Genomic DNA, 24,173 nt, shown 5'->3' with positions numbered 1-24,173 from the left:
AACACATAACATGAAACGCATTTTTTTTGCTGTTATCTTCATCATCACTTACATTAACGGGCAAGCTCAGCAAACACCTGATCCGGCATTCATCAAAATAATGGAAACACATCTCAGCATGATGGACACGGCTAAAGATTTTCAAAGCTACCAGCAGCTGGGAAATGCTTTTGAGCGCATTGCCAATGCAGCAGCTTCACAGTGGGAGCCTCAGTATTATGCCGGGTTTTGCTATGCAGTGCTGGCCTTCCAGGTAAAGGATAAGAGCCAGGTGGATGTACTGGCCGACAAGGCTGATGCCTTTCTTGACAAGGCTGATAAACTTAATCCCTCCAATTCTGAGATCAGCACCCTTCGTGCGATGATCACCAATACCCGTATACTGGTTGATCCTGCAAACCGCTGGAGGGAACTGAGTGCTTCATCAGCAGAATGGCTGGCCAAAGCCAAACAGCAGGACGCCGCCAATCCAAGGCCTTACTATGTGGAAGCCAGAACCAAACTGTATACCCCGGCCATGCTGGGTGGCGGACCGGAAGCAGCTTTGCCCATACTGGAAGAAGCGATCAACCGTTTCAGGGAATTTAAACCCGCCACCAGCATCGCTCCCAACTGGGGTAATACGGAAGCGCAAAAACTGCTGGCCCAATTGAAAAAATAATAATCTTTGTTGCCAGCCGCTGTTATCAAAGGGCAGCAGCTGGCAACCTATGGCAAAGCAATCAGAGATCATGAACTTCCTCAAACAGCCGTTTCCCCATGATACCTCGCTGGGGTGCAGTATCCGGATCTCCAGGGATTTCGGCATATTCGTCTTCCTCTTCCTGCTGGTGTTCCGTCCATTCAATATGAATGTTTTACCTGAACAGGTTATCTGGTTCAACTGTGCCGTATTCGGACTCGTTACGTTTGTTTGTATATTTTTACTGGATTCGCTCTTACCGATATTTTTTCCTGATTACTTCAAAGAAAGTAACTGGACGACCGGGAAGCAGATATTCAATGTGCTGGTGGTTTTGTTCTGCATCGGTGTAGCCAACTCCTTACTATTCCGGGTGCTGTTCGGAGCACAATTCAACTGGACCAATTTCTGGCGGGCTCAATTCATCACCTGCCTGGTAGGCCTGTTACCAATTGCCATTTTCACATTATACAGGCAGAATATCTGGCTGCGCCAGTTCCGGAAGGAAGCTGCACTGCTTCAGGAAAAACTGGAAGACAAGAAAAAAGTGGAAATCACAGAAACCGCCTCCACCCCTGCGCCACAACTGATCACCTTTGCAGGAGACAACAGCAATGAGAAGCTTTCGGTAGAAGACAATCATCTTGTTTACCTGGAATCTGCCAGCAATTATGTGAAAGTATTCTTCGAGAAGAACGGAAGGCTGAACTATACCATCATCCGCAGCACCATGAAAAAAGTGGAAGAGGCGTTGCAGGATCATACCATGTTCTTCCGATGCCATCGCACCTATATCATCAATCTCGACAAGATAGAATCGGTTGAAGGCAATGCTCAGGGTTATAAAATAAAAATAACCGGCAGTGAAGAACGACTGCCGGTTTCAAGAAATCTGAATAAAGAATTTTCAGACAGGCTGCTGGCGGTGAGGCCGGAGGCCCTATCCTGAGATGATGTATTCTGGCAGCACTATCTCCACCAGCCAAACATCATTGTCGGTAATATAAAATTCAAACCCTTCCGCCACCATCCTGGCCGCATCGATCTCCAGCACTACCGGCTTGCCATGACGGGCCCCCACTGATACTGCAGTTTCTTTGCTGGCAGTAAGATGTACATGATGCCTGTTCTGTTTCAGCAGTCCGTTCTTCATGATGGATGCAATCACATGCAAGGCAGTACCATGATAAAGAACATCCGGAGGAGTAGCCGGGCTGAGTTGAAGGTCCACTTTTATACTGTGTCCCTGGTTGGCGCGGATCTTTGTTTTATCGTCATTGAATGCGAAGCGTTTTTTCTCGTTGGTATCCACTACAAGTTGAATAGTGGCTTCGTCTACGTTCGCTCCTTTACTATTGAGTTTAATGATAAGTTCCTGCAGGTCGGCCCAGCCGTTTTCATCCAGTTGCAGTCCGATCTCTTCAGGCCTGTGCCGCAGCACCAGGCTCATGAATTTGCTGATATGTTTGAGATTCTTTTCCATTGTTGGTTTTTATTGCCTCATGTTGAACAAACGGAGGCCCAGTTCATCGATATCCTTTGTTCTCGCCAACTCCCTGCGCCATTTTTCAGGGATATCATGAAGGCCATAGTACAAACCTGCCAGGCCTCCGGTGATGGCTCCGGTGGTATCCGTGTCATGGCCAAGATTTACCGATTTCAGGGTAGCCTCCTGATAATTGTTTGTTGTCATAAAGCACCATACAGATGCCATCAGGGAATCAATTACATAACCTGAGGAAGAAATTTTATCCCTTGTACGTAATGATATATCGGTCTCAAGAAGCGGATCAAATATTTTCAATTCTCTTTCAATGATCTTTTGCTGATCCAGCACTTCCTTTACCGTTGTGGCTGTTATTTTGTAAGCTTCCTCTTTGCTCTTTCCATTCAATAAATGCAACGCCAATTCCAGGTAATAAAAACAGGAGATCACCGACCTGATATGACCGTGCGTAATGGAGGAAACATCCTTCACTATTTCATATCTTATTCCCAATGGCAAGTCTTTAGTATAAAATACCAGGGGCATGATTCGCATGAGGCTGCCATTTCCATTTGCGTCTTCATCAAAATCACCGGCTAACTGAGGCTGAACGCCCCTTTTCAGACGGCTGATAGCAGCATATGTTGTCATACCGATATCAAACACTTCACCATATGCAGCCCAATATCCAGCAGATTGCCACCTGACAAACCTGTCGGCCATATCAATAAGATCAAACCCATAACATAATGATTCTGCTAAACAGAATGTAAGACTGGCATCATCGGAGAATGTACCCGGAGGCTGGTTATGAGATTTATACCCTATAAAGTCAACTACAGGATTCTGGTCGAGATATGCCCGCTGATTGAATTCAACCGGCACACCCAGTGCGTCTCCAATGGCAACTCCATACAATGCACCCTTTACCTGATCGATGGTCATAACTACTGATTGAAGCTTTTACTTATTATGCAAACCATTTCCTGAATGGCTCAATGATTCTTTCGTTTTTTGTCTTCACAGCAAACACAACTCTTTTGAACTGCCCTTTGTATTTTCCGGTGAGCGCTTCATGAAAAAACCTGGCGATATCTTCCGGCTTATTTCTGAACACGCCGCATCCCCAAGCGCCAAGTACCAGGGTCTCATGATTATAATGCCTGCAAAGCGCCAGCAGTTTTTCGATCCTGTTTTGCATCACAGGTAGGATCTTGTCAAGACTGTCCTTTTCATTACTGGCAATTGCTCCTGCATTGGCAGCAGGTGATGTAATAATACTCGTGCAGACAATTTCATCCAGGAGATTTCCTTCTTCATCTTTAAACACAGGCACTTTGGGCGAGTAGATCATATGATCAGAGTACAACAGTGTTTTATTCCTGTGATACGCATAATATTCCGGCGCTTTCAGAAGGCTGGGGTACAGGCCTGATGCCCGTGCAATACATTCTTCCTGTGCTACAGCTCCGCCAAGAAAGCCTCCCCCCGGGTTCTTCGCGGAAGCGAAGTTCAGGCAAAGCGGATCCGGTTCTCCTGCTGCAATCAACCTTCGGGTAGCATCCAGCGTGGTTTCATTCTCTACTTCAAATGCTGTTGTGAAGCGCGCTTCAGGAGTCCTTAGCGAAAGCTCCTGCAATTCATCGGGCGTAAATAATTTTGTATGGTCGATGGTGAACTGCTTTGCTTCGCTTACATCCACCTTTTCATTTTTATTATTGTGGTAGTAGCCGGCTTCCAGGATCGCAAGGGTATTGCGGGCTATCTCCACTCTATTCGTTTTCATATACTCAATTTGTACCAGTCTTATTTCAGCTTCGCTCTTTCGCGGACATCTTCAAACAGGCTGGTGTTTGTAATCTCACCGTTCTCAAAAACAGTGATCATTTTGTCTTCAAAACCGGGTTCATTTTCCTGGCGGACTGTCTGGTAACTATCATCCTTCCAGATCAGTTTCAGTTTTCCGGCTTTTGATTTTTTAAAGGACTGCACCAGTTGACCATGGCTATCCAGTTCTACGGGGTGTTTCTGCACGTCAGTGGGCTGTCCATTTATTTCGGCATAAGAACACTTGAAAGCAAACTTCTGAGTGTCCCTGTCCACTTTCTGTAAAAGTGCACCACCCATACCGAGTACCAGGTTTTCAGCACTGATGCCATTCACTTTGAGTGCGCCGTAGATGAAACGGATAGTGTCAATGTTCACACCGTCGCCCTGTAGTACGCGCACCTGGGGAGGCAGCACTTTGTATCCTTTGTCGTTGATGGTGTAGCCGAATTTATTCATAAGGATAGCGAATACTTTCAGCAGGGTGAAAATAGGATCACCGCTGTCGGGGCGGATCACCAGCACGCCATCACGACTTAACACCAGCTCCTTCAGTTCTTCGCCCCAGTAATCACTGCAGGCTCTGAAAATATCGAAGGAGTCGGATACGCAGGCCACGATACCGGTAGGGAAAGTCTTGAGCACATGCCTGAACACTTCCAGCTCTCCTTCTTCTCCCAGCAGTGTACATACAGAGTGCTCTGTAGCAGGAACTGACAGACCATATACCTGTTGTGCATTGTAATAGTTCTTTGCCAGCATGCTTCCGATGATGGTATCGCTACCCCTGAAGTTGATCAGGTGCGCCGCACCACCGACACCAGCACTTTCTACAGAACTCGCTCCACGGAATCCGAAATCATTCAGTACAAAGTCCACGCTATCCTGAACAGAAGAAGAAGCTGTGTCTTTAAAATAGGAGGCTACCACTTTCCTGATCTCCCTGGATAAAGTAGACACCGTGTTGGGATACCAGACCTGCATCAGCAGTGTTTCCAGGAAGTTACTCAGCCAGAAACATTCAGGGTCTGTATTCTCGATGGTCATCAGCACATTGTTCACGGGTACTACTGTTCCCTCAGGTACAGCCTTGATCCGGATGGGCAGCTTACCACCATGTTTGTTAAGGATATAATCAAATTTTGATCTGTCGAATACATCATCCCTTCCGAATACCTGTGGCAGGAATTCAGCAGCTTCATCTATCTTTTCTTTGGTGATCACCACACCTTCCAGGTAATGTTTGAGAAAGTACTGAAGACCGAAGAATACAGTTTCGTTGAACTGTCCACCCCTGCTCTCCAGGTAAGAGTAAATAGTGGAAGTACCGGGATAATACAGTTTATGGTGAGAATATTTATATGCATCTGCGAGAAGCAAAATGTTTTCTTTCGTTTTCATGATATCCAGTTTAGCGGTTTATGTTTTTGATCAGCAGGTCAACCAGCACATGGTGTTCAGGTGTGATCCTGTTTTGCTCTTTCATGGTTGCCAGTTCGCTGATGGGGAACCAGGTTACTTCAGCGAGGTCGTCCGATGCTTTGGCATTGCCGAATAAGAATTTCGTTTTAAAGAAAAGGCTGATGATCTTATCGGTTTCTTTCCTGTAACGCCAGTCGTTAATGCGGGCTGAACCAATGTACTGCATTTCCTCCACCTCCAGATCCCCGCATTCTTCAGTAAGTTCCCTTCTGGCAGCTGCTTCAAAGTTCAGGTCTTCAGGATCGGAGAACCCGCCAGGAAAGCGCCATTCAGCGGCCCTGTGCTTTTTACCGAGCAATACTTCATTCTTTTCTTCATTGATCACGGCAATATCAACGGTAGCGTACACTTTAGGATACATGCTGTGATATGCATAATTGATGCCGAGACGAAAATCTTCAGAGCTGAGTACCTTATCTCCGTTCTCATCCCTGATATTGGTTGCGGAATGCTCGCCTACTTCAGGTAGAGCTTCCACTTCCATCGTACCGGAATAATAAGGAATGAAGCTGTCGCGGCTCCCATACAATCTGAACATTTCCATCGGAAAAGTGGAACTAAGGAGATTGTCCAGCTGCTGGCTCCATACCGCATCTGATGGATGATCACTGAGCGGGAGCACCACCAGTTCGGGAGCGAACTGCTTGAGCAATTTTTCGCGTGTATAAAAATCAAAGGGATTACGACGGCTTCCTTTCACAGGGGACACGCCCAGCACTACAACCACTTTATTGTGTTTGGCTTTTATCTCATTGAGAAGATAGATATGCCCTTCGTGAAGATAGGGAGTCTGAAACCTTGCTATGATTACGCCTGTCGTTTTCATTTTGCGTTATTTATACGCAAATTTATGCAGGAATCTGGAATGCGCAAATTTATTTTGCGTTAAAAGCACGCAAAATAAAGATTATCAGGGTGGGCACGGGAAAGTCAGGGTGGTCCCATTAGCTCGCCTCTGGCGAGTTACTTATATTTGTTCGCCTCTGGTGAACGCCGTGTCGCCGGAGGCGACGGAATAGAAGTCAGCCGTGGGACGCGGGCGACTGGGCACACGCTGCTTATGATGGGTACTGCATGATTATATCTCAAAATGCATTCCTTCCTTCAGTAACTGCTGGTAACGTTTCTTGTTGAACTGATACATCTTACTGGGCCTGCCTTTGCCTTCCGGCCTGGCATACTCATTTGTTTCATCCAGGATTCCGAGGGCCAGCATTTTCCTGGAGAAATTGCGGCGGTCGATATCCCGGCCGAGGAGAGCGATGTATAATTTTTCGAGATCGGCGAAAGGGAACTTGCGGTCGAGCAGTTCAAACCCGATGGGTTGATAGCGGATCTTGGTGCGGATGCGATCAATAGCGGCTTCCAGGATCGCCTGGTGATCGAAGGCCAGGGGAGGCAGCTCGCGGAAATTGAACCATTGTGCATTCTCCGCATCGGTACTGGCTTTCAGCTGCTGAAACTGGCTTGATTTCACCAGGGCCACGTATGCAATGGAGATCACACGTTGGCGCGGATCGCGTTTGGGAGCGCCGAATGTATAAAGTTGTTCCAGGTAATTCACTTCGATACCTGTTTCCTCTCGCAGCTCCCGCTTTACGGCATCTTCGAGGGTTTCATCAGGCAGGATGAAACCACCCGGGATCGCCCAGGCATTTTTGAAAGGAGGGTACTTCCGCTGGATCAGCAGAATAGATACTCCTTCCTGCTTGGAGTACCCGAAAACAATGGCGTCTACTGCCACTTTGATATCTGAAGCCGGTGAACTCATATCAGCTGCAATATACCGAATCCACTATCTTTATTGCAAATTGTTCCTATGTACCTGTTGATCCCCGGGCGTCATCAATTGCTGACAATATTCCAGTTTGAGTATCTCAAAAATATCATTGAGAATGGCCTGCAGGGATTGCAGGATCCTTTCGGCCAACCAGTGAACCGTAATGAAAAGATCGATGCCATCATATTCCCGGTCACCAGTTCCAACCATTCCAATACACGCCGGAACCCGCTCCCATTCTATCTAAGGGCTATCTCCATCGAGGCTTTCGGTATTGAACTGGGCATTCCAGCTTACATATATGGTATCGATGATGTGGGCAACCTGCCCAATTTTGCCGACTATACCATCAAACGTATCAAACACGAAAGTGACGGCCTGATCAACTGTACTCCGGAAAATACGATTGTGGTTTGTTCCACCAATGTTCTCACCATGTATCAGAAACTTGGTTTCACCATTCTGCCAGCCGAGTTGGATAATATCGATACCTGGCATCATCATACGGCCATGCCCTGGGATGTAGTGGAAAAGATCGCGTACAGTCCTGACTGGCAACAGGATTCTTTTGTTAAAAAACATATGCACCCCGCCTCATTCAAAGTGTGGCAGAAATACAGGATCAGCGAAAAAGTGCAACTGCTCTTCCGCGATGCGATGATCAGTAATGACGGCGACCTCACCGAAACACGCGACTACAACGTGTATGTTCGTCAGATGGATGATATCGCCGAGATGAAATATAAAGACACGGCGCCCTTTATTCAGGCCGGCCGTATCGGAGATATCGGTTGTGCCGTTGGCAGCTGGATCAAGCTGGCCTGTAAAGATGAGCGCTTCAGGGAGTCAGATTTCTACGGCATCGAAGTGAGCCGTTATCTCTACGAACTTTGCCAGCAGCGAAAGATCAACGGCGAATTCAATAACCCCTTTGTATTCTTTTCCAAGAAGAATGCAGTAACCGGACTGGCCTTCGATCCCAGCTCCATGAATACCATTCATACCAGCAGCCTCACGCATGAGATAGAATCCTATGGCAGTCGTCAGGATCTGTTGCAATTCATCCGGAACCGTTTTGAAGAACTGGTTCATGGCGGCGTGTGGATAAACCGGGATGTAGTAGCGCCTTACAACAAACAACAGGAAGTTTTTCTCTGGCTGAATGATACTGATGGCAGCAATACTGACCCACATCGGCTTTTTGAAAGCAAGACATCACTGGCTGACTATCTCTCTCAATTATCTACTTACGCACGCTTCCTCCGGTTCGCCAAAGACTTCAGGAAACAGGAAGGATATAAACTGATGTATGCAGAAACCATGTACGATCAGCAAAAGTTCATCCGGCTCTCTTTAGGCGATGCCGCTGAGTTTCTCAGTCGTAAGGATTACACGGATAACTGGCAAAGTGAAATGCATGAAACTTTCTGTTTCTGGGATTTCAATGAATGGAAAGAAGAAATGCAGGCCGCAGGATTCAGGATCCATCCTTCTTCCATAGCATTCACCAACGACTGGATAGTGGATAACCGCTGGAAAGGAAGCGTTGCACTCTTCAGGGAGGAAAACGGGCAATTGCAACCGGAGCCCTGGCCGGTGACCACCATGTTCCTGATCGGTGTAAAGCCTTAACAAGCCTCATTCAATGACCCTTCGGCATGGAAGAAATATGTATTTAAAATTGTACCGGGTATTTATGTAATTTTCCATTGCCACACATCTGGTAAAAGCAGGGCCTGGTTTTCCATGCCTGCTCTTCACCAAACTGAACAAGCCATGAAATATTACCTGTACTTTATCTGCGCCTGTTTTACGCTTAACAGCTGCTATTTCAAACCCACGAAGTTTGAAGCAAAAAGCCGTCTGGACAATGGCTACTATCGTTCAGGTAATGGTTTCTCCACTACATTTTTTGAGGTGAATGGCGATACTGCTTACGCAGATTTCATTCTCATAGATAAATTTCCCCGCGAACTGGAATCGGATACACTGTACTATAATGCAGCCAGTCAATCCTGGAAAAGCGATAAAAGCCAACTCGCTCGGGAAGGAAAAATCTATCGGTATACCAGTGTTTATACCTGTAATACCTGCTCTGTTGAAAAAGAATACAATATCAGATCAGAGCTGAAAAAGGATAAAAAACTAACCCGTCAGTATATCGACTCCTACAAGAATTATGCAGCGGTGAATGAATTCCATTCTTTCGTGATCAGGCAGGATACGCTATCCAGGATCAACCCCCATTATTATGAATTAAAAGAGAAGGTTTCATTTTTCAGCAACCTGAATACTATCTCGCATGCTGAGTTTCTCAAAGAGTTTGCGAAGTTCAAAAAGGAAGTAATTAAGAAATAATCAACGTGTGGCCGGTAGCTCGCCTCTTGCGAGTTACTTATATTGGTTTGCCTCCGCCGAACACTGTGTCGCCGGAGGCGATGGAATAGAAGTCACTCGCGGGGACGCGAGCGACTGGGCACTACGGAAAAAACCGCAATTGCTTAAATGTTGATGGCACCCCTTCCTGAAGAGATCAGGTAAGCGTCTTTCAATGCCTCCGAGAAAGTAGGGTGTGCATAGGAAATCTTGCAGAGTTCATTATCGGTGAGCTCAAACTCCATTGCCAGTACAGCTTGTGCGATCAGGTCGGCCGCTCTCGCGCCGATAATGTGCACACCCAGTACTTCGCCGTATTTGGGATCGCTCAATACCTTTACAAAACCATCGGTATCATCGGAGGCCCTGGCGCGACCACTGGCCAGGAATGGAAATTTACCCTTGCGATACTCGATGCCTTCCGCTTTCAGTTGTTCTTCCGTATAACCAACACCTGCAACCTCAGGCCAGGTGTACACAACGCCTGGAATGCGCAGGTAGTTGATCTTATGCGGCTTTCCGGCAATACCATCCACCACGGCTACTCCTTCATCTTCCGCCTTGTGTGCCAGCATCGGGCCTTTCACTACATCACCGATGGCATAGATATTTTCCACGGATGTCTGCAACTGATCGTTCACCACAATCACGCCTTTCTCCACCTGCACTTTGGTATTTTCCAGTCCCAGGCCGGTTGTGTAAGCTCTTCTGCCTACTGCTACCAGGCAATAATCCGCATTGATCTCCTGCTCGTTCTTACTGGCATCGGTATACTTCACTTTTACACCCGAGCCGGTATTCTCAGCAGATTTCACGGGAGAGCTGGTGAGAATACTGATCCCTGATTTAGTCAGGAGTTTTTGTAATTCTTTACCCAGCTCTTTATCCATGGTTGGGATCAGACTGTCAGCATATTCAATGATGGTGACTTTGGTCCCTATCCGATGGTAAGCGGAAGCCAGTTCCACGCCAATGATACCACCGCCGATGATCACCATTTCTTTCGGCTGCTCTTTCAGATAGAGCGCCTCGGTGGACGTGATGATCCTTTGTTTATCGATATTCACACCCGGAATGGTGCTGGGTTTGGAGCCCGTGGCAATGATAAAATATTTACTGGTAACAGATTTCGGCTGTTCATCACCGCTGATGATTGTTATTTTGGTATTGTCCACGAAGCTGGCGACACCGGTAAGTACCTGGATCTTGTTCTTCTTCATCAGGAAGTTCAATCCATCATTATTCTGCTTCACTACATTTTTGTTCCTGTCTGTGAGCTGGGGAAAATTCACTTTCACATCGCCCACCTCTATACCCTGTTTCGACACCTTATGACTGATGATATCATAATTCTCAGTACTGTCGAGCATTGCTTTGGAAGGTATGCATCCCACATTGGTGCAGGTTCCACCCAGTACCGGGTATTTTTCAACGATGGCTGTCTTAAATCCCAGCTGCGCGGCCCTGATAGCTGCAGTATAGCCTCCAGGACCGGAGCCTATTACCACAAAATCGAAATCTGTTGCCATAAGATGATAATTGAATGGATAAAAAGTTCAAAAAGTTACTGAATTATCGTCAACCTGTAAAATAGTTCCGGGGCTCTGCCGGCTTACGGTTGGTAAGCTTTATTCAACAACTCATGAAATAATTGCAGGTGCCAGCTGGATCATTCTTCAATTTTGGTGGATAAAATACCGGAAAACATGACATACACGCTCATCACAGGAGCAGGATCGGGGTTAGGCAGGGCATTTGCCGTGGAATGTGCAAGGATGGGCAGGAATCTTGTTCTGTTTTCCCTGCCCGGCAGTGGCCTGCAAAGCCTGGCCTCCGACCTCAGAACAGAAAACAGGATCCAGGTGCAATGCTTTGAGTTCGATCTTCGTCAGGCGGAAATCCTGAAAGAGCACATCCTGTTTGTAACGGAACATTTCCCAATAGATTTTCTGATCAATAATGCCGGTATCGGAGGCACTTCATCACTCACGGAAACTCCATTGGAAAGGATCGATGATATCATACAGCTGAATGTCAGGAGCACCTCCCTGCTCACGCGCATGATGATCCCTCATCTGCTGCGTGAGCCGAACAGTTATATCCTGAACGTAAGCAGCATGGCGGCTTTCACGCCGATCGCCTATAAAACTGTGTATCCCGCTTCCAAGGCATTCATCTCCTCATTCTCTCTTGGACTGAGAGAAGAGTTTGCTGGAACAGGGCTTTCCATCAGCGTGCTCTATCCCGGTCCGATCATGACCAACAGCAATACCAGCCGCCGGATCATTCACCAGGGGTTGAAAGGAAAGATGGGATTGCTGGCCACCCCGGAAATCGCTCGCATTGCTATCCGTAAAACATTGAAGGGCCATCCGGTGATCATACCGGGGCTCATGAATAAGCTGAATCATTCCCTCTTGAACCTGCTGCCGCTGGGATTGAAGCTGCGCGTGGTTTCCAATGAAGTAAAAAAAGAAATGCAGTGGTCTGCCACCTGAATTATGAAAAGAAAAAAGATCCTGATCACCGGCGCCAGCGGTTTTCTTGGTGCACATCTCGCCCGTCATTTTTCCCGCCTGCAATACGATGTACGTGTGATAGTCCGCCAGAACGCGGACCTGAGCGTGATTTCAGATGTACCATGTGAGATCTGGTATGGGAATATCGATAATGCAAAGCAGATATCCGAAGCGGTAAGCGGATGTGATATAGTAGTGCATAGTGCTGCCGTTACAGAGCAGTGGGGTGTTGCCTTTGAGCTATACGAGCGTATCAATTACACAGCCACTCAATATATCTGTGAAGCCTGTCTTCAGCAGAAAATCCCCAAACTCATCTTTGTAAGCACCGCCAATACCATTGGCCCGGGCAGCAAGGCTGATCCTGGTACGGAGCTGAATGGATTTACACTTTTTCCGGCAGGATCCGGTTATATCAACAGTAAATACCTGGCTCAGCAGTACGTGCTGGAGCAGGTGCAGAAAAAGCAGCTGCCTGCTGTTATTGTGAATCCTACCTTTATGATAGGTCCGGAAGACAGGAAGCCGGGCACAGGCAAATTGCTGATCTATGGGCTTAATAAGAAGATCCTGTTCTATCCGCCTGGTGGAAAGAATTTTGTGTATATAGATGATGTGTGTAATGGCATTGTGCATGCCATCAGCCAGGGCAGAACAGGAGAATGTTATCTGCTGGCCGGTCATAATCTCAGTTATGGTGAATTTTTCCGGTTGGTGAACAAGTTGGCGGATCAGCCGAAGATCATGATACGTATTCCTGCCTTCCTGTTGAAAACAGGCGGTATTTTCGGAAGCATCCGGCAAAGGATCACGGGCAGAAGCGGGCGGCTAAATTATGCGAACGCATATATGCTTTGTCTTGATAATTATTATTCATCCAGGAAAGCGCAACGGGAACTGGCATTACCTGTAACGCCTATCACGGTGGCGGTAAGCCACACACTGGACTGGTTCAGAAAAAACAATTATTGCTGATGAGAAAAAAGGGTTCGCAGGAAAAGCCTGGTGAATTTGCCGGCAGCGAGAAAATGTTCAACAGCAGGACATTGCGCTATGGCGGCAGAATACTCATCCTCTACCTGTTCAGCAATATCTTCAAATCATTCGATCTTACCTTTATCGAGGGTCTTGGCTGGTTTTCAGCGCGCTCCAATGCTTTCAGTATTGCTTATGTTATTTATGGTTTTCTTGCCTGGGAAGGAGCCTCCTCGCTTGCGGGTGCCCTGGAACGCAGAATGCATGGCCGTTCTGCAGCCAGTAGAATTATTATCTTATCTGTTGCGCTATTGATATATGGAGGATTGATAGCATTGGGATTCGGCTTCATTTATGCGTGGGTTGACCTGTATTTCTTTAACCGGATTGAAGCCTGGCTGAGTTTCACCTCACTTAGTTACAATATGATCGTGGGCATCTTCATGTTCTACCTCATCATCATCACCTTCAATGGATTTATTTTTTATTACAGGAGCTGGAAAGAATACCAGATCAAAGCAGAACGGCTGATGAGGGAGAATATCCAGGCCAAATACGACGCTCTGAAAAACCAGATAGACCCTCATTTCTTTTTCAACTCCCTGAGTGTGCTTACCAACCTGGTGTACAAGGACCCTGATCTGGCGGCTGATTATATCACCCAGCTGGCAAATACATTCCGGTACATCCTGGATAAAAAACTCGACAACCTCGTGCCTGTAGAAACAGAACTGAATTTCCTGCAATCATATCTTTTCCTGATCGGAATAAGACGGCAGGGCAGTATCATTTTCCAGGAGAAAATAGACGATCATTCCAGGATCAATGGCCAGGTGCCGCCAGCCACTTTACAGATGCTGGTGGAAAATGCCATCAAGCACAACAGGTTTTCCGCGAGCGAGCCACTGGAAGTAAGTATCCGGAGCGAAGACGGATTCCTTTTTGTAAGCAATACCATCCGGAAAAAGATCACCCCTGAATATTCGCATGGCATAGGGCTGGAGAATATTCAGAAGCGGTATGAACTGGTTTCTGGCAGGTCAATTGAGATAGACGCAAGTACAGAAAAATTTGTAGTGAAAATTCCCATAATTTTCAATCATGAATGTGATCATATTTGAGGATGAACACCACAATGCAGAGCGACTGATCCAGTTGCTGGGAAAATGTGATAGCAGTATCGTGGTGCAGGCTGTAGTGGAATCAGTGGCCGATGGCCGCAAATGGTTCGACGGTCCTCATGATATCGATCTCATGCTGATGGATATCCAGTTGTCTGATGGAAATTGTTTCGAGCTTTTCAATGGGCCAAATGTAAGCACGCCTATCATCTTCACTACGGCCTATGATAATTTCGCATTGCAGGCATTCAAGGTGAACAGTGTCGATTACCTGATGAAGCCTGTAGAACTGGCGGCGCTGGACAATGCCCTGAAAAAATTCAAGCAGTTCAGGCCGGTGAGCCAGCAGGTGGATATCAACAAACTGGCAGAAGCTTTTTTCAAAAGGGATACCACCAGGTTTGTCAGCCGGATGAACAGCCAGCTGGTATATATCAAAGCAAAAGATATTGCTTATATACATTCAGCAAAAGGGATTACGCAAGCTACCACGTTTGCAGAACAGGACTATCCGCTGGATTATTCACTGGACCAGGTGGAGCATCAGCTCGACAAGAATTCATTTTTCCGCGTGAACAGGCAATTCATTATTCATATCGATGCCATCAAAAAGATGACGGCTTATTATAATAGCAGGCTGATAGTACAGTTGAATCCGCCTTCGGCGGAGGATGTTATTATCAGCAGGGAGCGGGTGGGAGATTTTAAGGATTGGCTGGAGGGAAAGGTGTGAGTGTTATTTCATGATTGGAATGAGTGTGGCAAATGGAGCCCGGGATTTTAGAAATTCAATATCGGTTTCAGAAACATCCAGAAGCCCAAATGCAATATCATCAACCCTTTTTTCTGCTTTGCGTACGTGATTGTTGCATAGGTAACAATTTAAACAAAACAAAGATACCGTTCGAATGTAACGAACGATATCTTTACACACTAAATCTCCGTGAACTTCACAGTTGCCACCGGCCTTGTATGCGTTACCTTTTTCAGATAAGGCTGATACTTCAGAATATCCGTGGCATCTTTATACGCAAAATCAAATTCCTGGATATATCCCGGCGGGAAATCCCCGGAACGGTTGAGCAGTTCGGAAAACTGTTCTTTATACATTTTCCGCTGCTTTTCTTTCAGCACCGTTTTCCAGTATTTCATAGCATCGAAACGGGAAAGCCTGCGCCCGGCGCCATGTGCGCAGGATTGCAATGCAGGCATTGCAGCGTCTTTTGAAACCGCCTGCACAAGCAGGCTTCCGCGGGACATCGACAATGGGATCACCACAGTATTTGATCTTCCCAGCTCCGTACTTCCTTTGCGATGCATGATCTCACCATCGCCAAATCGGATATGATTGTGAATGGAATCTTCCAGCTTGTAAAGCGTTCCATGCAGGGATCCTTCTTCCGGATGATCCTTATAAATCACATTCAGATAATCCTTCCGGATGGTGGATTTCTCTGCCGCCACATAATTGGCATTCTGCAAAAAGATCAGGGTTTTCAAACAGAAGTTCTTCCTTCGTTCATAACCAAAATTCAATGTTGCATTGTAGTAACTGATGAATTCAGGTTGCAGCGTATCCTTATGGATAAATTCCACATCCCGCCCATACTCTTTTGAAAAATCGCGTGTGAGTTGCAGGCAACGCTGATAGAGCGCGATGCCTCGGTCTCTTGTGCCTGTATGACAAATGATGAAGAGGGCATTATCATCCTCCTCGATGGAGAGAAAATGATTGCCACCACCCAGACCATCATCCGTCATTTTCTGCTGGGCGAAATCAAATGCACGATAATGCTCATCCTTATTGAAAGGTTTTTTCAGGTTTTCCTTTCCAATACGGAGATACATCACGCCGCAGCCGATATCCTTTCCGGTTATCAACGGGTATACATGGTCAGTTGCCGTAAATGCCACACCTACGGGCAATGCCTTTTCAGAGCAGTAGTGAATATCGGTGAATGCGCGTATTTCAGTGATATGGTCCCGTTTCGCGTACTGCTGTATTTGATCCATAGCATTTGGTTCGATGCTATCGGGATCACAATAGAATCCAATAGAAGTCATGTTCTTAAATTTCGAGAAAAAAGAGATTAATTCGGGGCCTGGCAGGAACATCTGGCCCATCAGAGATGTCAGCAGCCGAAAGTATTCGGGAAGGCAAAGATATAAAAAAAAGACCATCCGCCTCCGGATGGTCTTTCGGGCTGGTCATTGAATGACTATCCTGACGTCTTCACCAGTTTCACTACTTCACTCTTCTGGCCCTGTTTCACCTGCATGAAGTACATACCCGGCGCATAGTTTGAGCCGATGTAGAACATTCCGGTGGCAGGCAGACCTGTCCTGGTTTCGATCACTTTACCGGTGATATCCGTTACTTTAATACTGATCGGCGCAGCGGATGTGCTGGCTGTGATCACATGGAACTGTGTGGGCGTTGGGTTCGGCAGCGCTTTCACTACCAGAAGTCCATCAGGAACGGGGTTTTCAGGCAGACGTGGCACTTTCACCTGCGCCTGTTGCTGGCTGGTATTGCCGGTGCTATCAGTGGCAGTGATGGTAATGGTGTAAACGCGTCCGCTGCTGAACAGTCCACGCTCAGCACGCAACTGTACCATATGATTGTTCACTACAACCCAGTCTGGCGCAATGTTTCCGTAGGTCCCGCCTGTAACGGGCTCACTGCTGGTTACGGAAAGCGAGGTGGTCACCTGGCTGCAATTATCACTCACCTCATAATCCACAGCCACGTTCTTTAACTGCAATGTAGTGGGCCAGAGCTCAGTGTGGCTCAGCACCACGTTGCTGATCACAGGAGCAATACTATCTTTTACAAATACCGTGAATGAACAGCTTGTGCCGTTGTTCGCTTCATCGAGCGCCTGCAAAGTCACTGATATATTATTTACTCCATTGAGCACAGTGCCTGCGGCAGGCGACTGCGTGATGGTGATACCGGCAGGAATTGACTCACCATTCACCAGGGCCATAGAAGTGTAATCCGGCAACACCACATTACAGCTGGCGTCTGTTTTCAGAGTTTGATCAGCCGGACAACTGATGGCTGGTGGCAGGTTGGAGCTTTTATTGGAAATGGGACTTTCATTCTGAAACCTGTCCAATGCTGTTACTGTATAATAATAAACAGCATTTTCTTCGCCTGTTGTATCTGTGAACGTGGGCGTATCCAGGTTGGTGATGCCCACGATATTGGCCGGGTCTGCGGTATCGATGGATTCAGAAGCGCCGCGATAGATCACGAAGCGCTTTGCTTTATCCAGTTCATCTGCAGCAGCGGCCTGTTGCCAGCGAAGTACAATTGAGTCAGTGCTGAATTTCAACACTTTCAATTGTGAGGGCGAGGCGGGTGCCGCATCATCTCTCCAGGGCATGCGTGGCTGAAGAGCAGGCAGCTTATAAAAATCCAGTCTGAGAGAATCCCTGAAACCCAGCTTGGTAGCACTTCTCAGGCTGCTGGTATTATAAATGGCCTGCCCGTAGATATTCGTGTGAAATGGATCACGGTTCAGTCGCATTTCATTGGGGATCATGCTGGGGTTGGCCCAGTTCACGCCTTGCGCGGGATCGTTCACTTTGTAGCCGGCCATTCCTATATAGATATGCCTGCCATTGGCCTGGTTGTTCCACCAGGGAACGATGGCCGCATAGTTGGCTCCTGGTTGACCGATATACCAGTACACCTGTGGTGCGATATAATCCACCCAACCTTCCTGCAGCCATCTTTTGGTATCGGCAAACAAAGTAGTGTAATGTTCCAGGCCGCTGGTAGGCGTTCCGATCGCCGGGTTGGTGCTGTTCCTGTAAATGCCTGATGGCGACACACCGAACTTCACCCAGGGCTTCAGGGTTTTGATGGTATCGTATACTTTTTGAATGAGCAGGTTCACATTGTCCCTGCGCCAGTCTGCTCTGACACTGAAGCCCCGGGGATCCGCGGCAAAGCTCGCATCATCATTATAAGGCGTGGTGCCTGCAGGAGCAGCAGGAGGGTAAAAGTAATCATCGAAGTGAATACCATCCACATCATAACGGCTAACAATATCCGAAATTACACTTAAGATATATTCACGAACTTCCTGAAGACCCGGGTCAAGTACACGGAGCGTACCCTGGCTCAGGAGCCACTCGGGGTGTTGTTTGGCAACATGACTGGCAGCAAAGCCCGGAAGGCTGTTGGAATTTCCAACCGCACGGTATGGATTGAGCCATGCATGGAATTCAATGCCCCGTTTGTGACACTCTTCGATCATAAACTCCATGGGATCCCAGGGAGTTGACGGCGCTACACCCTGCGTGCCGGTAAGGTCTGCCGACCAGGGCTCGATAGTGCTTGGATACATGGCATCACACTGGCTTCTCACCTGGATGTACAGGGTGTTCATGCCGGTTGCTTTGTGATGTTCAAGAATGGAGAGGAATGCTGCGCGCTGCTGTGCAGGCGTTTGAGTGCGGTTCGGCCAGTCAATGTTAGAGTAGGTGGCAATCCAGGCGCCGCGCATTTCCCTTTTTGGCTGCGCTGTCACTATCATGCCCACACTAAGGAATAAAAGTCCCAGTAGAGTTTTTCTCATAAGCTTCGATTTGCAGGTTTATGCCTAAAATACTGCAAATACGAGCGGCTTTACTGGCTGTGGATAAGAAAAAAACCGGCAGAAAAACGCATTTTAAACAAATAACAAGTGTAGGCAGCATAACTGAGCTACTATGCTGCCTTGCTGAATCAGCGGATTTTTCATTAAGATGGTAACACGGCGGGCTCAACTGCCAATTTCTCCGGTTCAGGTTGATAGATCTTTGCAGCGATCTTTTCTGTCAGCAGTTTGGGGAAGAACTTCGGTAACCATGCATTCAGTTTATTGGTGAATCCCGGAATGATCTCGGCCTTATTATTGAAGAGCCCCTTTACTGCGATCCTTCCAACTTCCTCCGGGCTCATATTGAATTTATCCGCTGTGCGGCGGATGCTTTCGCCCATCCTGGCCCTATGCACGAAATCCGTGTCGGTACTTCCAGGGATCAGGCAGCTAACAGAAACAGGCGTATCCTTCAATTCATAACGCAGACTTCTTGTAAATGAGATCACGAATGCTTTCGAAGCGGCATAGATAGCCAGAAAGGGAACGGATTGATAACAGGTTGTACTGCCTACATTCAGGAGCCAGGATCGATTGAATTGTTTCAACACGGGAATAAAAGCATGTGCAATCTGTAACTGCGCTTTCACATTCACATCAATGATATTGAGTTGCTCGGCCAGTGGGATGGATTCAAAAGCGCCATTCAGCCCGAAGCCGGCATTGTTCACTACCACATTCAACTGATCCTGCCAGGGTTGGCTCCAGTCCTTCAACTGTTGAGCGGCATCACTCAGTGAAAGATCCAGTATAAGGTGTTCAGTGCTGATCCCGTATGTATTGCTCAATTGCTCTGCAGTGGCAGGGAGCCGCTTTTGATCGATATCTACCAGCAACAGGTGATAACCCTTCTTTGCCAGCTCAGCAGATATGGCCCGTCCGATGCCTTTGGCAGCGCCGGTTACTAACGCGTACGACATATGATATAATTAGAAGAATGATCAAAGGATTACATTTCCACTGCAATTTTGCCTGCTTGGGGTTGCAGCAATTCTTTGCCCGCTTTACGTTTAAAAGATGGAAGCCTGAGTTGTCCGATGCGATGGTAAAATGCAGTGGGGCTGCTGGCGCTCTTCGGTTTGTAATCACCTGTGATAATGGGAATATACATCACGCGCCTCCTGCTCTGTTCACCGATATATGGCGACTGCTGTACCCTGTGCCAGATGCGGCCATCGTGAATGGTAAGATCACCTGCCTCGATGTCAACGCCCACTTCATTGGCATCGGGCTTATTGGAGATGAAGTATTTCTTTTTGAATAACAGGGTGAATAATCCTTTGTTGTGCGTGCCGGCCAGTACACGTAATCCGCCATTGCTCGCCGGGCAGTCGTCAAGGTGCAGGCCCACATTCAGCATGGGTTGGATAGCTGATCCATGGAAGAGATCGCGCGGGCTGTCCGTATGCCAGCCGAGCTGCGTATACTCACTGTTTTCCGTGTTGATATAATGATTCACTACCAACCCGTCTTTTTCGTTCTCTCCTATCCGGCCATCGTATGGCTGAAGTAATCTGGTGAGTGAGGCCAGCCGGTCATCTTTCAGGAAATCGCTGAGCACCTTACTGTACTGGGATGTAAAGGCCAGTCGCTGAATGATGGACGATCCGTCTATATCCTTACCGAATTTCAGCGGAACGCCGTTCACTTTCTGAATATTCTCGCGGATCAGGAATCTCTCCACAGACCTGATCTCCTGCAGGAAACCGGCCACAGTGGCTTTGTCAACAAAATTCCTGAACTGAATGATACCGTAACGGTGGAAAAAATTTTCGTGTTCTGCAGTTATCCCGTTATCGAGATAAAATACAGGCTGGCTAATGAGTTTCATCGTGAAGTTTCTTTAAAAAATGAATGAAGAGACAAATGGGAATAAGCAGACTTGGGTCAGTAAGAGAGGGGCTCTTAACAACAACAGGAGTAACAACAAGATATGATAATGCAGGGTCGCATAAAATCTATTAGTCTACCAATTTAGTAGACTAAATATAGAAACAGATTTCTGATCCTCCAAATTTATTTTTGAAGAGGGCTGCCCGCAGCTCCCAGGATCTTTTCTGATTGGTAATACTTATCTATTGCTTTTTCAAGCACCGGCTGTATGGCATCTGCAATACGCATAAATCCAAGGTCGGTCAGATGCACGCCATCGACTGTGGCATCGTGATCATTGCCCGTAAGTCTGGCAGATTCTATGTAGTAAAAATTCTTGATCCCTTCTTTCCTCAATCGCTCGTAAGTCTTTCTGATCTCTTCATTCTGGCTTCTTACATTTTTCCCGATCCGGGTATCGAAATTTCCATTCTCCCTGAATACCGTTTCCACGAGGATGATGGGCACATCAGGTTGTCTGCTTCTCAGAAGTTTGATAAAGTTATATGACCTGTCCCTGATCTGTTCAGGAGATGGATTGGGAATGCAGTCCAGCACATAACAATCTGCGGGAACTGTGGACAGGTATTCTGCCAGTTCAATTTCCATTTTAGCGCTGCCGCTGAAGCCCAGGTTGATCACATCATAGCCTGTTCGCCGTTGCAGAATGGCGGGATAGGCCATCCCGGCCCTGCTGGCGGATGCGCCCTGCACGATGCTTGAACCATAGACTACCACCCGTTTTGCTATATTGATGCCACGCTGTACAGGCTTCTTCAGTACCGCATCCTGCGCCACCCCCAATTGCAGATCACTGAGCCCGTTGTACAATGGCAGATAGAGCATGAACTGCTTCATGGTAGTATCCATATTCTGAATTAACGTACCATCCTGCATGATCCCTTTGTCGGGCTTTCCTACACTTACATATTGCCATTTGCCATTTTTCAGGCAGTAAAGATCCAGGCCACTATGGCCGATGGGTGTCATATTGGAGAGATATACTTCATTGGACAATTTCCATTTAGCCCGGATAAAGCTTGAGTTGGTTTCAAACAACACAGCGATGCCAGCGCTTCTCTGTGCAAGCCGCCTTACGGCATCGGGCATATTGCGGGTCTCCACGCTATCGATACGTTGATAAATGGAGTCGGTTATTTTGGGCTTCCCGATCAGCATGAGCGTACCGGCATCGGTATATATTGCTGAATCACTTTTCTGTGCAATGGCCGTTACGGAGCTCAACAATACAAGCAATGCAGACAGCAGGGGTGCAATCTTTTTGATCATGGTGTTCTGATTATTCAGTTATGGATCCAGGGGATCCAACGAATTAACATGCATCGATTTCAGGGAAGGAAGGTACTCCGATTCTGTGAAACTCAGCATTTTTATTGCCTCAAAAGGAATGTAGCCGAGCTCTTTCACCACCTTGTCTTTCATTGCTCCGTTTATGTATTTGTTTTGCGAAGCGTCAGTAACGATCATTACCGGCTTATTGAAAGGTATTCCCATCCATTTGATGATCCGGTTGGCATTTCTCAGGTTGGTGGTGGTATGCCTCGCGTGCGGATCTATGATGATGGCCCGCTCAGGTATCTTATGCACCTCTACCAGGTATTTTTTCATTTCCTCCGCTTCATTATAGGGAGTCTGATTGGGATGTACATTCCCCCCGGACACTAACAGGAATGGCGCCATTCCTGCACGCCAGCGGATCACTGCGCTGTCGCAGCGCCTGGCGCCGCCCGGATCCAGCTTTACATCCGGCTGCTCCGGGCCCAGGCCCGGAACCAGTATGGCGCTGTATCGGTAATTCTCCCACTTGATTTTTGAAGTATGCCGTTTGGGAGCTTTATTGTGTACACGGATCAAAGGCAGATAATTAACTGCTTCCAATCTTCTGTTCAGTATCAGTGCGTCGATTGCTAAAAACACCGGCAACGCAAAAAATGCAGGTCCATCCCTTTTCAGTATCTTTCTTACACTGAGGGCTATCTTACTTCTATATGCCGTATCATTACTCTGAAAACTGATGGCATCTATCTTAGGATAAATGGGAGCACTACCTTCAACGTAAGTAGCTAGAATATAATTGACACCTTTTGCATCTGCGATCCAGCATTTCCTGATAAAACCTGTATCGGATTCATCAGCAAAAAGCTCGTATGAATGTCCTGCTCTCAGGTTCTTTACCATTTTTTTCCATGACACAGTGCCTGCCATTTTCAGCAGGTTGTTACCTACCCTGTCAATTTCATCTTCCGTAAATTGAAGTTTCTTGCCGAAGCAACCAGCGGATCCGCATTCCTTCAGGGCAAGCTCAGCATCCTGGTACATCCTTTGGTTCACAGAGAGCAAGTCCCTAGTATCAACTCCGATGGATTTCAGGTCCGGCATTTTGCTCAGTTCCAGGAGCAGCGGAAAGTTCCTCGAAGTCAGGAGCTCATACAAATCGTTTGCCCGGGTGTTGCCGGAAAAGCATGCAACTAAAATACAGACAGTGAGAAGCCGGATTACAGTACGTTTCATTTTCATTATTTCAATTCCATTAATACCGGATAATGATCTGAAAAATTATCCGTGAATTCATCTGTCAGTACTTTTACGCTTTTAATCTTTTTTACCAGGTCCTTACTTACAAAAATAAAATCGATCCGGGAAGAAACGTCTTCACCTGTTTTAGGTTCAAATCTTTTCGGATGTATTGTTTTCACAAACTCGGGGGTTGAAAGCTTCAAGGCATCTACCAATGAAGCGTTCAGCACTTTCTGAATAACGGAATAATCTATTTTTCCATCCACCAGTTTCAGGATTGGCGGATATTTCCTTTCGTATGCCTGGTAGTTAGCCGCCATACGGCCATCGCTGTAATGCGCTGAATCGGCAGGCGACAGTGTATTGAAATCGCCCATCACAATCCGGTTCTTTTTATTTCCCGTTGCCTCAATATGCGCCAGCAACAAATCCACCTCCTGTGCACGTTTGCGATAATCAAAAGGAGTAAAATGCAGAGAGATAACATTATATCCTTCGATAGTGGCGGAAATAAATCCGCGGTCCATATTATCGCTTACTTTCTGCACATTCAGGATCGGATATTTTGAAGTGATGGCTACCGGAAATTTTTCTCCTTCGATCAACAGCACAGCATACCGATGTCCGTATAACTCAGCCAGCTTTTCAAGTGATGCCTGTGTAAATCCCGTGCATTCCTGTAAAGCAAGAATATCCGGATTGATCTTTTTTATCCATGTAGCAAAAACAGGTTTTCCTGCGCCAGTATCCAGTTTCATGCCTTCATAGATATTGTAGGTCATCACCCGCAAGCCAGCCTGCTGGGCATTTACATGGATTGTAAGCATCAGAAGCATCAGAAAAAGAAATATCCGCTGTTT

General features: G+C 46.9%; 22 protein-coding genes. 8 read left to right on the top strand and 14 right to left on the bottom strand.

Going from position 1 to position 24,173, the window contains the following annotated elements; genetic code table 11:
- The first annotated feature begins 10 nt into the window (after window positions 1-10).
- Both ACTHMC_RS25615 and ACTHMC_RS25610 read left to right on the top strand, forming a co-directional pair.
- Entirely contained in the window at window positions 11-661 is a 651-nt protein-coding gene (locus ACTHMC_RS25615) for a hypothetical protein (protein WP_440417661.1), read from the top strand.
- A gap of 49 nt (window positions 662-710) precedes the next feature.
- Window positions 711-1,631 (top strand): LytR/AlgR family response regulator transcription factor, encoded by a 921-nt coding sequence (locus tag ACTHMC_RS25610; protein WP_440417660.1) that lies wholly within the window; start codon window positions 711-713, stop codon window positions 1,629-1,631.
- On the opposite strand, the gene ACTHMC_RS25605 is transcribed toward ACTHMC_RS25610, so the two are convergent.
- The 6 genes from ACTHMC_RS25605 to ACTHMC_RS25580 form a co-directional block, all read right to left on the bottom strand.
- Window positions 1,623-2,165 (bottom strand): RNA 2'-phosphotransferase, encoded by a 543-nt coding sequence (locus ACTHMC_RS25605; RefSeq protein WP_440417659.1) that lies wholly within the window; start codon window positions 2,163-2,165, stop codon window positions 1,623-1,625. The two genes, ACTHMC_RS25610 and ACTHMC_RS25605, sit on opposite strands and share 9 nt — an antisense overlap.
- Before the next feature lie 9 nt (window positions 2,166-2,174).
- Window positions 2,175-3,113 carry an ADP-ribosylglycohydrolase family protein gene (locus tag ACTHMC_RS25600; protein WP_440417657.1) on the bottom strand — a complete coding sequence of 313 codons (939 nt, stop codon included), beginning with the start codon at window positions 3,111-3,113 and terminating at the stop codon, window positions 2,175-2,177.
- 25 nt (window positions 3,114-3,138) lie between these two features.
- Window positions 3,139-3,954 carry a TIGR02452 family protein gene (locus ACTHMC_RS25595; RefSeq protein ID WP_440417655.1) on the bottom strand — a complete coding sequence of 272 codons (816 nt, stop codon included), beginning with the start codon at window positions 3,952-3,954 and terminating at the stop codon, window positions 3,139-3,141.
- A gap of 20 nt (window positions 3,955-3,974) precedes the next feature.
- Window positions 3,975-5,396, bottom strand: coding sequence for a nicotinate phosphoribosyltransferase (locus ACTHMC_RS25590; protein ID WP_440417653.1), 1,422 nt, complete (start codon window positions 5,394-5,396; stop codon window positions 3,975-3,977).
- A 10-nt stretch (window positions 5,397-5,406) separates the two neighbouring features.
- A complete protein-coding gene (locus ACTHMC_RS25585) occupies window positions 5,407-6,303 on the bottom strand; it encodes an NUDIX hydrolase (RefSeq protein WP_440417652.1) in 897 nt (298 codons plus the stop codon).
- Between the two features lie 252 nt (window positions 6,304-6,555).
- Complete coding sequence (locus tag ACTHMC_RS25580; RefSeq protein WP_440417650.1) at window positions 6,556-7,248, bottom strand: NUDIX hydrolase; 693 nt, start codon at window positions 7,246-7,248, stop codon at window positions 6,556-6,558.
- A gap of 48 nt (window positions 7,249-7,296) precedes the next feature.
- On the opposite strand from ACTHMC_RS25580, the gene ACTHMC_RS25575 reads away from it, so the two are divergent.
- Window positions 7,297-8,889 carry a transferase gene (locus ACTHMC_RS25575; RefSeq protein WP_440417648.1) on the top strand — a complete coding sequence of 531 codons (1,593 nt, stop codon included), beginning with the start codon at window positions 7,297-7,299 and terminating at the stop codon, window positions 8,887-8,889.
- A gap of 144 nt (window positions 8,890-9,033) precedes the next feature.
- Complete coding sequence (locus ACTHMC_RS25570; RefSeq protein WP_440417646.1) at window positions 9,034-9,615, top strand: hypothetical protein; 582 nt, start codon at window positions 9,034-9,036, stop codon at window positions 9,613-9,615.
- A gap of 143 nt (window positions 9,616-9,758) precedes the next feature.
- Here ACTHMC_RS25570 and lpdA read toward each other — a convergent pair whose 3' ends face one another.
- Window positions 9,759-11,162: a dihydrolipoyl dehydrogenase gene (gene lpdA, locus ACTHMC_RS25565; RefSeq protein ID WP_440417645.1), complete on the bottom strand. Its 1,404-nt coding sequence runs from the start codon at window positions 11,160-11,162 to the stop codon at window positions 9,759-9,761.
- Window positions 11,163-11,339: 177 nt separating this feature from the next.
- On the opposite strand from lpdA, the gene ACTHMC_RS25560 reads away from it, so the two are divergent.
- Genes ACTHMC_RS25560 through ACTHMC_RS25545 form a run of 4 tightly spaced genes read left to right on the top strand, consistent with a single transcriptional unit; the run spans window position 11,340 to window position 14,981 of the window.
- Window positions 11,340-12,131: an SDR family NAD(P)-dependent oxidoreductase gene (locus tag ACTHMC_RS25560; RefSeq protein ID WP_440417643.1), complete on the top strand. Its 792-nt coding sequence runs from the start codon at window positions 11,340-11,342 to the stop codon at window positions 12,129-12,131.
- 3 nt (window positions 12,132-12,134) lie between these two features.
- Window positions 12,135-13,127: an NAD-dependent epimerase/dehydratase family protein gene (locus ACTHMC_RS25555; protein WP_440417642.1), complete on the top strand. Its 993-nt coding sequence runs from the start codon at window positions 12,135-12,137 to the stop codon at window positions 13,125-13,127.
- Complete coding sequence (locus ACTHMC_RS25550; protein WP_440417640.1) at window positions 13,127-14,248, top strand: sensor histidine kinase; 1,122 nt, start codon at window positions 13,127-13,129, stop codon at window positions 14,246-14,248. Before ACTHMC_RS25555 ends, ACTHMC_RS25550 begins: the two co-directional genes overlap by 1 nt.
- On the top strand, window positions 14,229-14,981 hold the full coding sequence (locus tag ACTHMC_RS25545) for a LytR/AlgR family response regulator transcription factor (protein ID WP_440417639.1): 753 nt from the start codon (window positions 14,229-14,231) through the stop codon (window positions 14,979-14,981). The genes ACTHMC_RS25550 and ACTHMC_RS25545 overlap by 20 nt, the downstream gene beginning before the upstream one ends.
- A 200-nt stretch (window positions 14,982-15,181) precedes the next feature.
- Here the strand turns inward: ACTHMC_RS25545 and ACTHMC_RS25540 are convergent, their stop codons facing one another.
- From ACTHMC_RS25540 to ACTHMC_RS25510, 7 genes are all read right to left on the bottom strand, one after another.
- Complete coding sequence (locus ACTHMC_RS25540; RefSeq protein WP_440417637.1) at window positions 15,182-16,261, bottom strand: RtcB family protein; 1,080 nt, start codon at window positions 16,259-16,261, stop codon at window positions 15,182-15,184.
- Window positions 16,262-16,467: 206 nt separating this feature from the next.
- Complete coding sequence (locus ACTHMC_RS25535) at window positions 16,468-18,840, bottom strand: family 10 glycosylhydrolase (RefSeq protein WP_440417636.1); 2,373 nt, start codon at window positions 18,838-18,840, stop codon at window positions 16,468-16,470.
- Window positions 18,841-19,004: 164 nt separating this feature from the next.
- A complete protein-coding gene (locus tag ACTHMC_RS25530; RefSeq protein WP_440417634.1) occupies window positions 19,005-19,823 on the bottom strand; it encodes an SDR family NAD(P)-dependent oxidoreductase in 819 nt (272 codons plus the stop codon).
- A gap of 29 nt (window positions 19,824-19,852) precedes the next feature.
- Window positions 19,853-20,734 (bottom strand): phytanoyl-CoA dioxygenase family protein, encoded by an 882-nt coding sequence (locus tag ACTHMC_RS25525; protein WP_440417633.1) that lies wholly within the window; start codon window positions 20,732-20,734, stop codon window positions 19,853-19,855.
- Window positions 20,735-20,919: 185 nt separating this feature from the next.
- The gene (locus tag ACTHMC_RS25520) at window positions 20,920-22,065 is read right to left on the bottom strand and encodes an SGNH/GDSL hydrolase family protein (protein ID WP_440417631.1); all 1,146 of its coding nucleotides are present in this window, start codon (window positions 22,063-22,065) and stop codon (window positions 20,920-20,922) included.
- 18 nt (window positions 22,066-22,083) lie between these two features.
- Window positions 22,084-23,307 carry a YdcF family protein gene (locus ACTHMC_RS25515; protein ID WP_440417629.1) on the bottom strand — a complete coding sequence of 408 codons (1,224 nt, stop codon included), beginning with the start codon at window positions 23,305-23,307 and terminating at the stop codon, window positions 22,084-22,086.
- A 5-nt stretch (window positions 23,308-23,312) separates the two neighbouring features.
- On the bottom strand, window positions 23,313-24,140 hold the full coding sequence (locus tag ACTHMC_RS25510) for an endonuclease/exonuclease/phosphatase family protein (protein ID WP_440417628.1): 828 nt from the start codon (window positions 24,138-24,140) through the stop codon (window positions 23,313-23,315).
- Window positions 24,141-24,173 lie beyond the last annotated feature (33 nt).

The sequence above is a fragment of the Pseudobacter sp. genome (assembly GCF_051955275.1).
Taxonomy (GTDB): Bacteria; Bacteroidota; Bacteroidia; order Chitinophagales; family Chitinophagaceae; genus Pseudobacter.
This window is presented reverse-complemented; position numbering and strand designations above follow the sequence as displayed.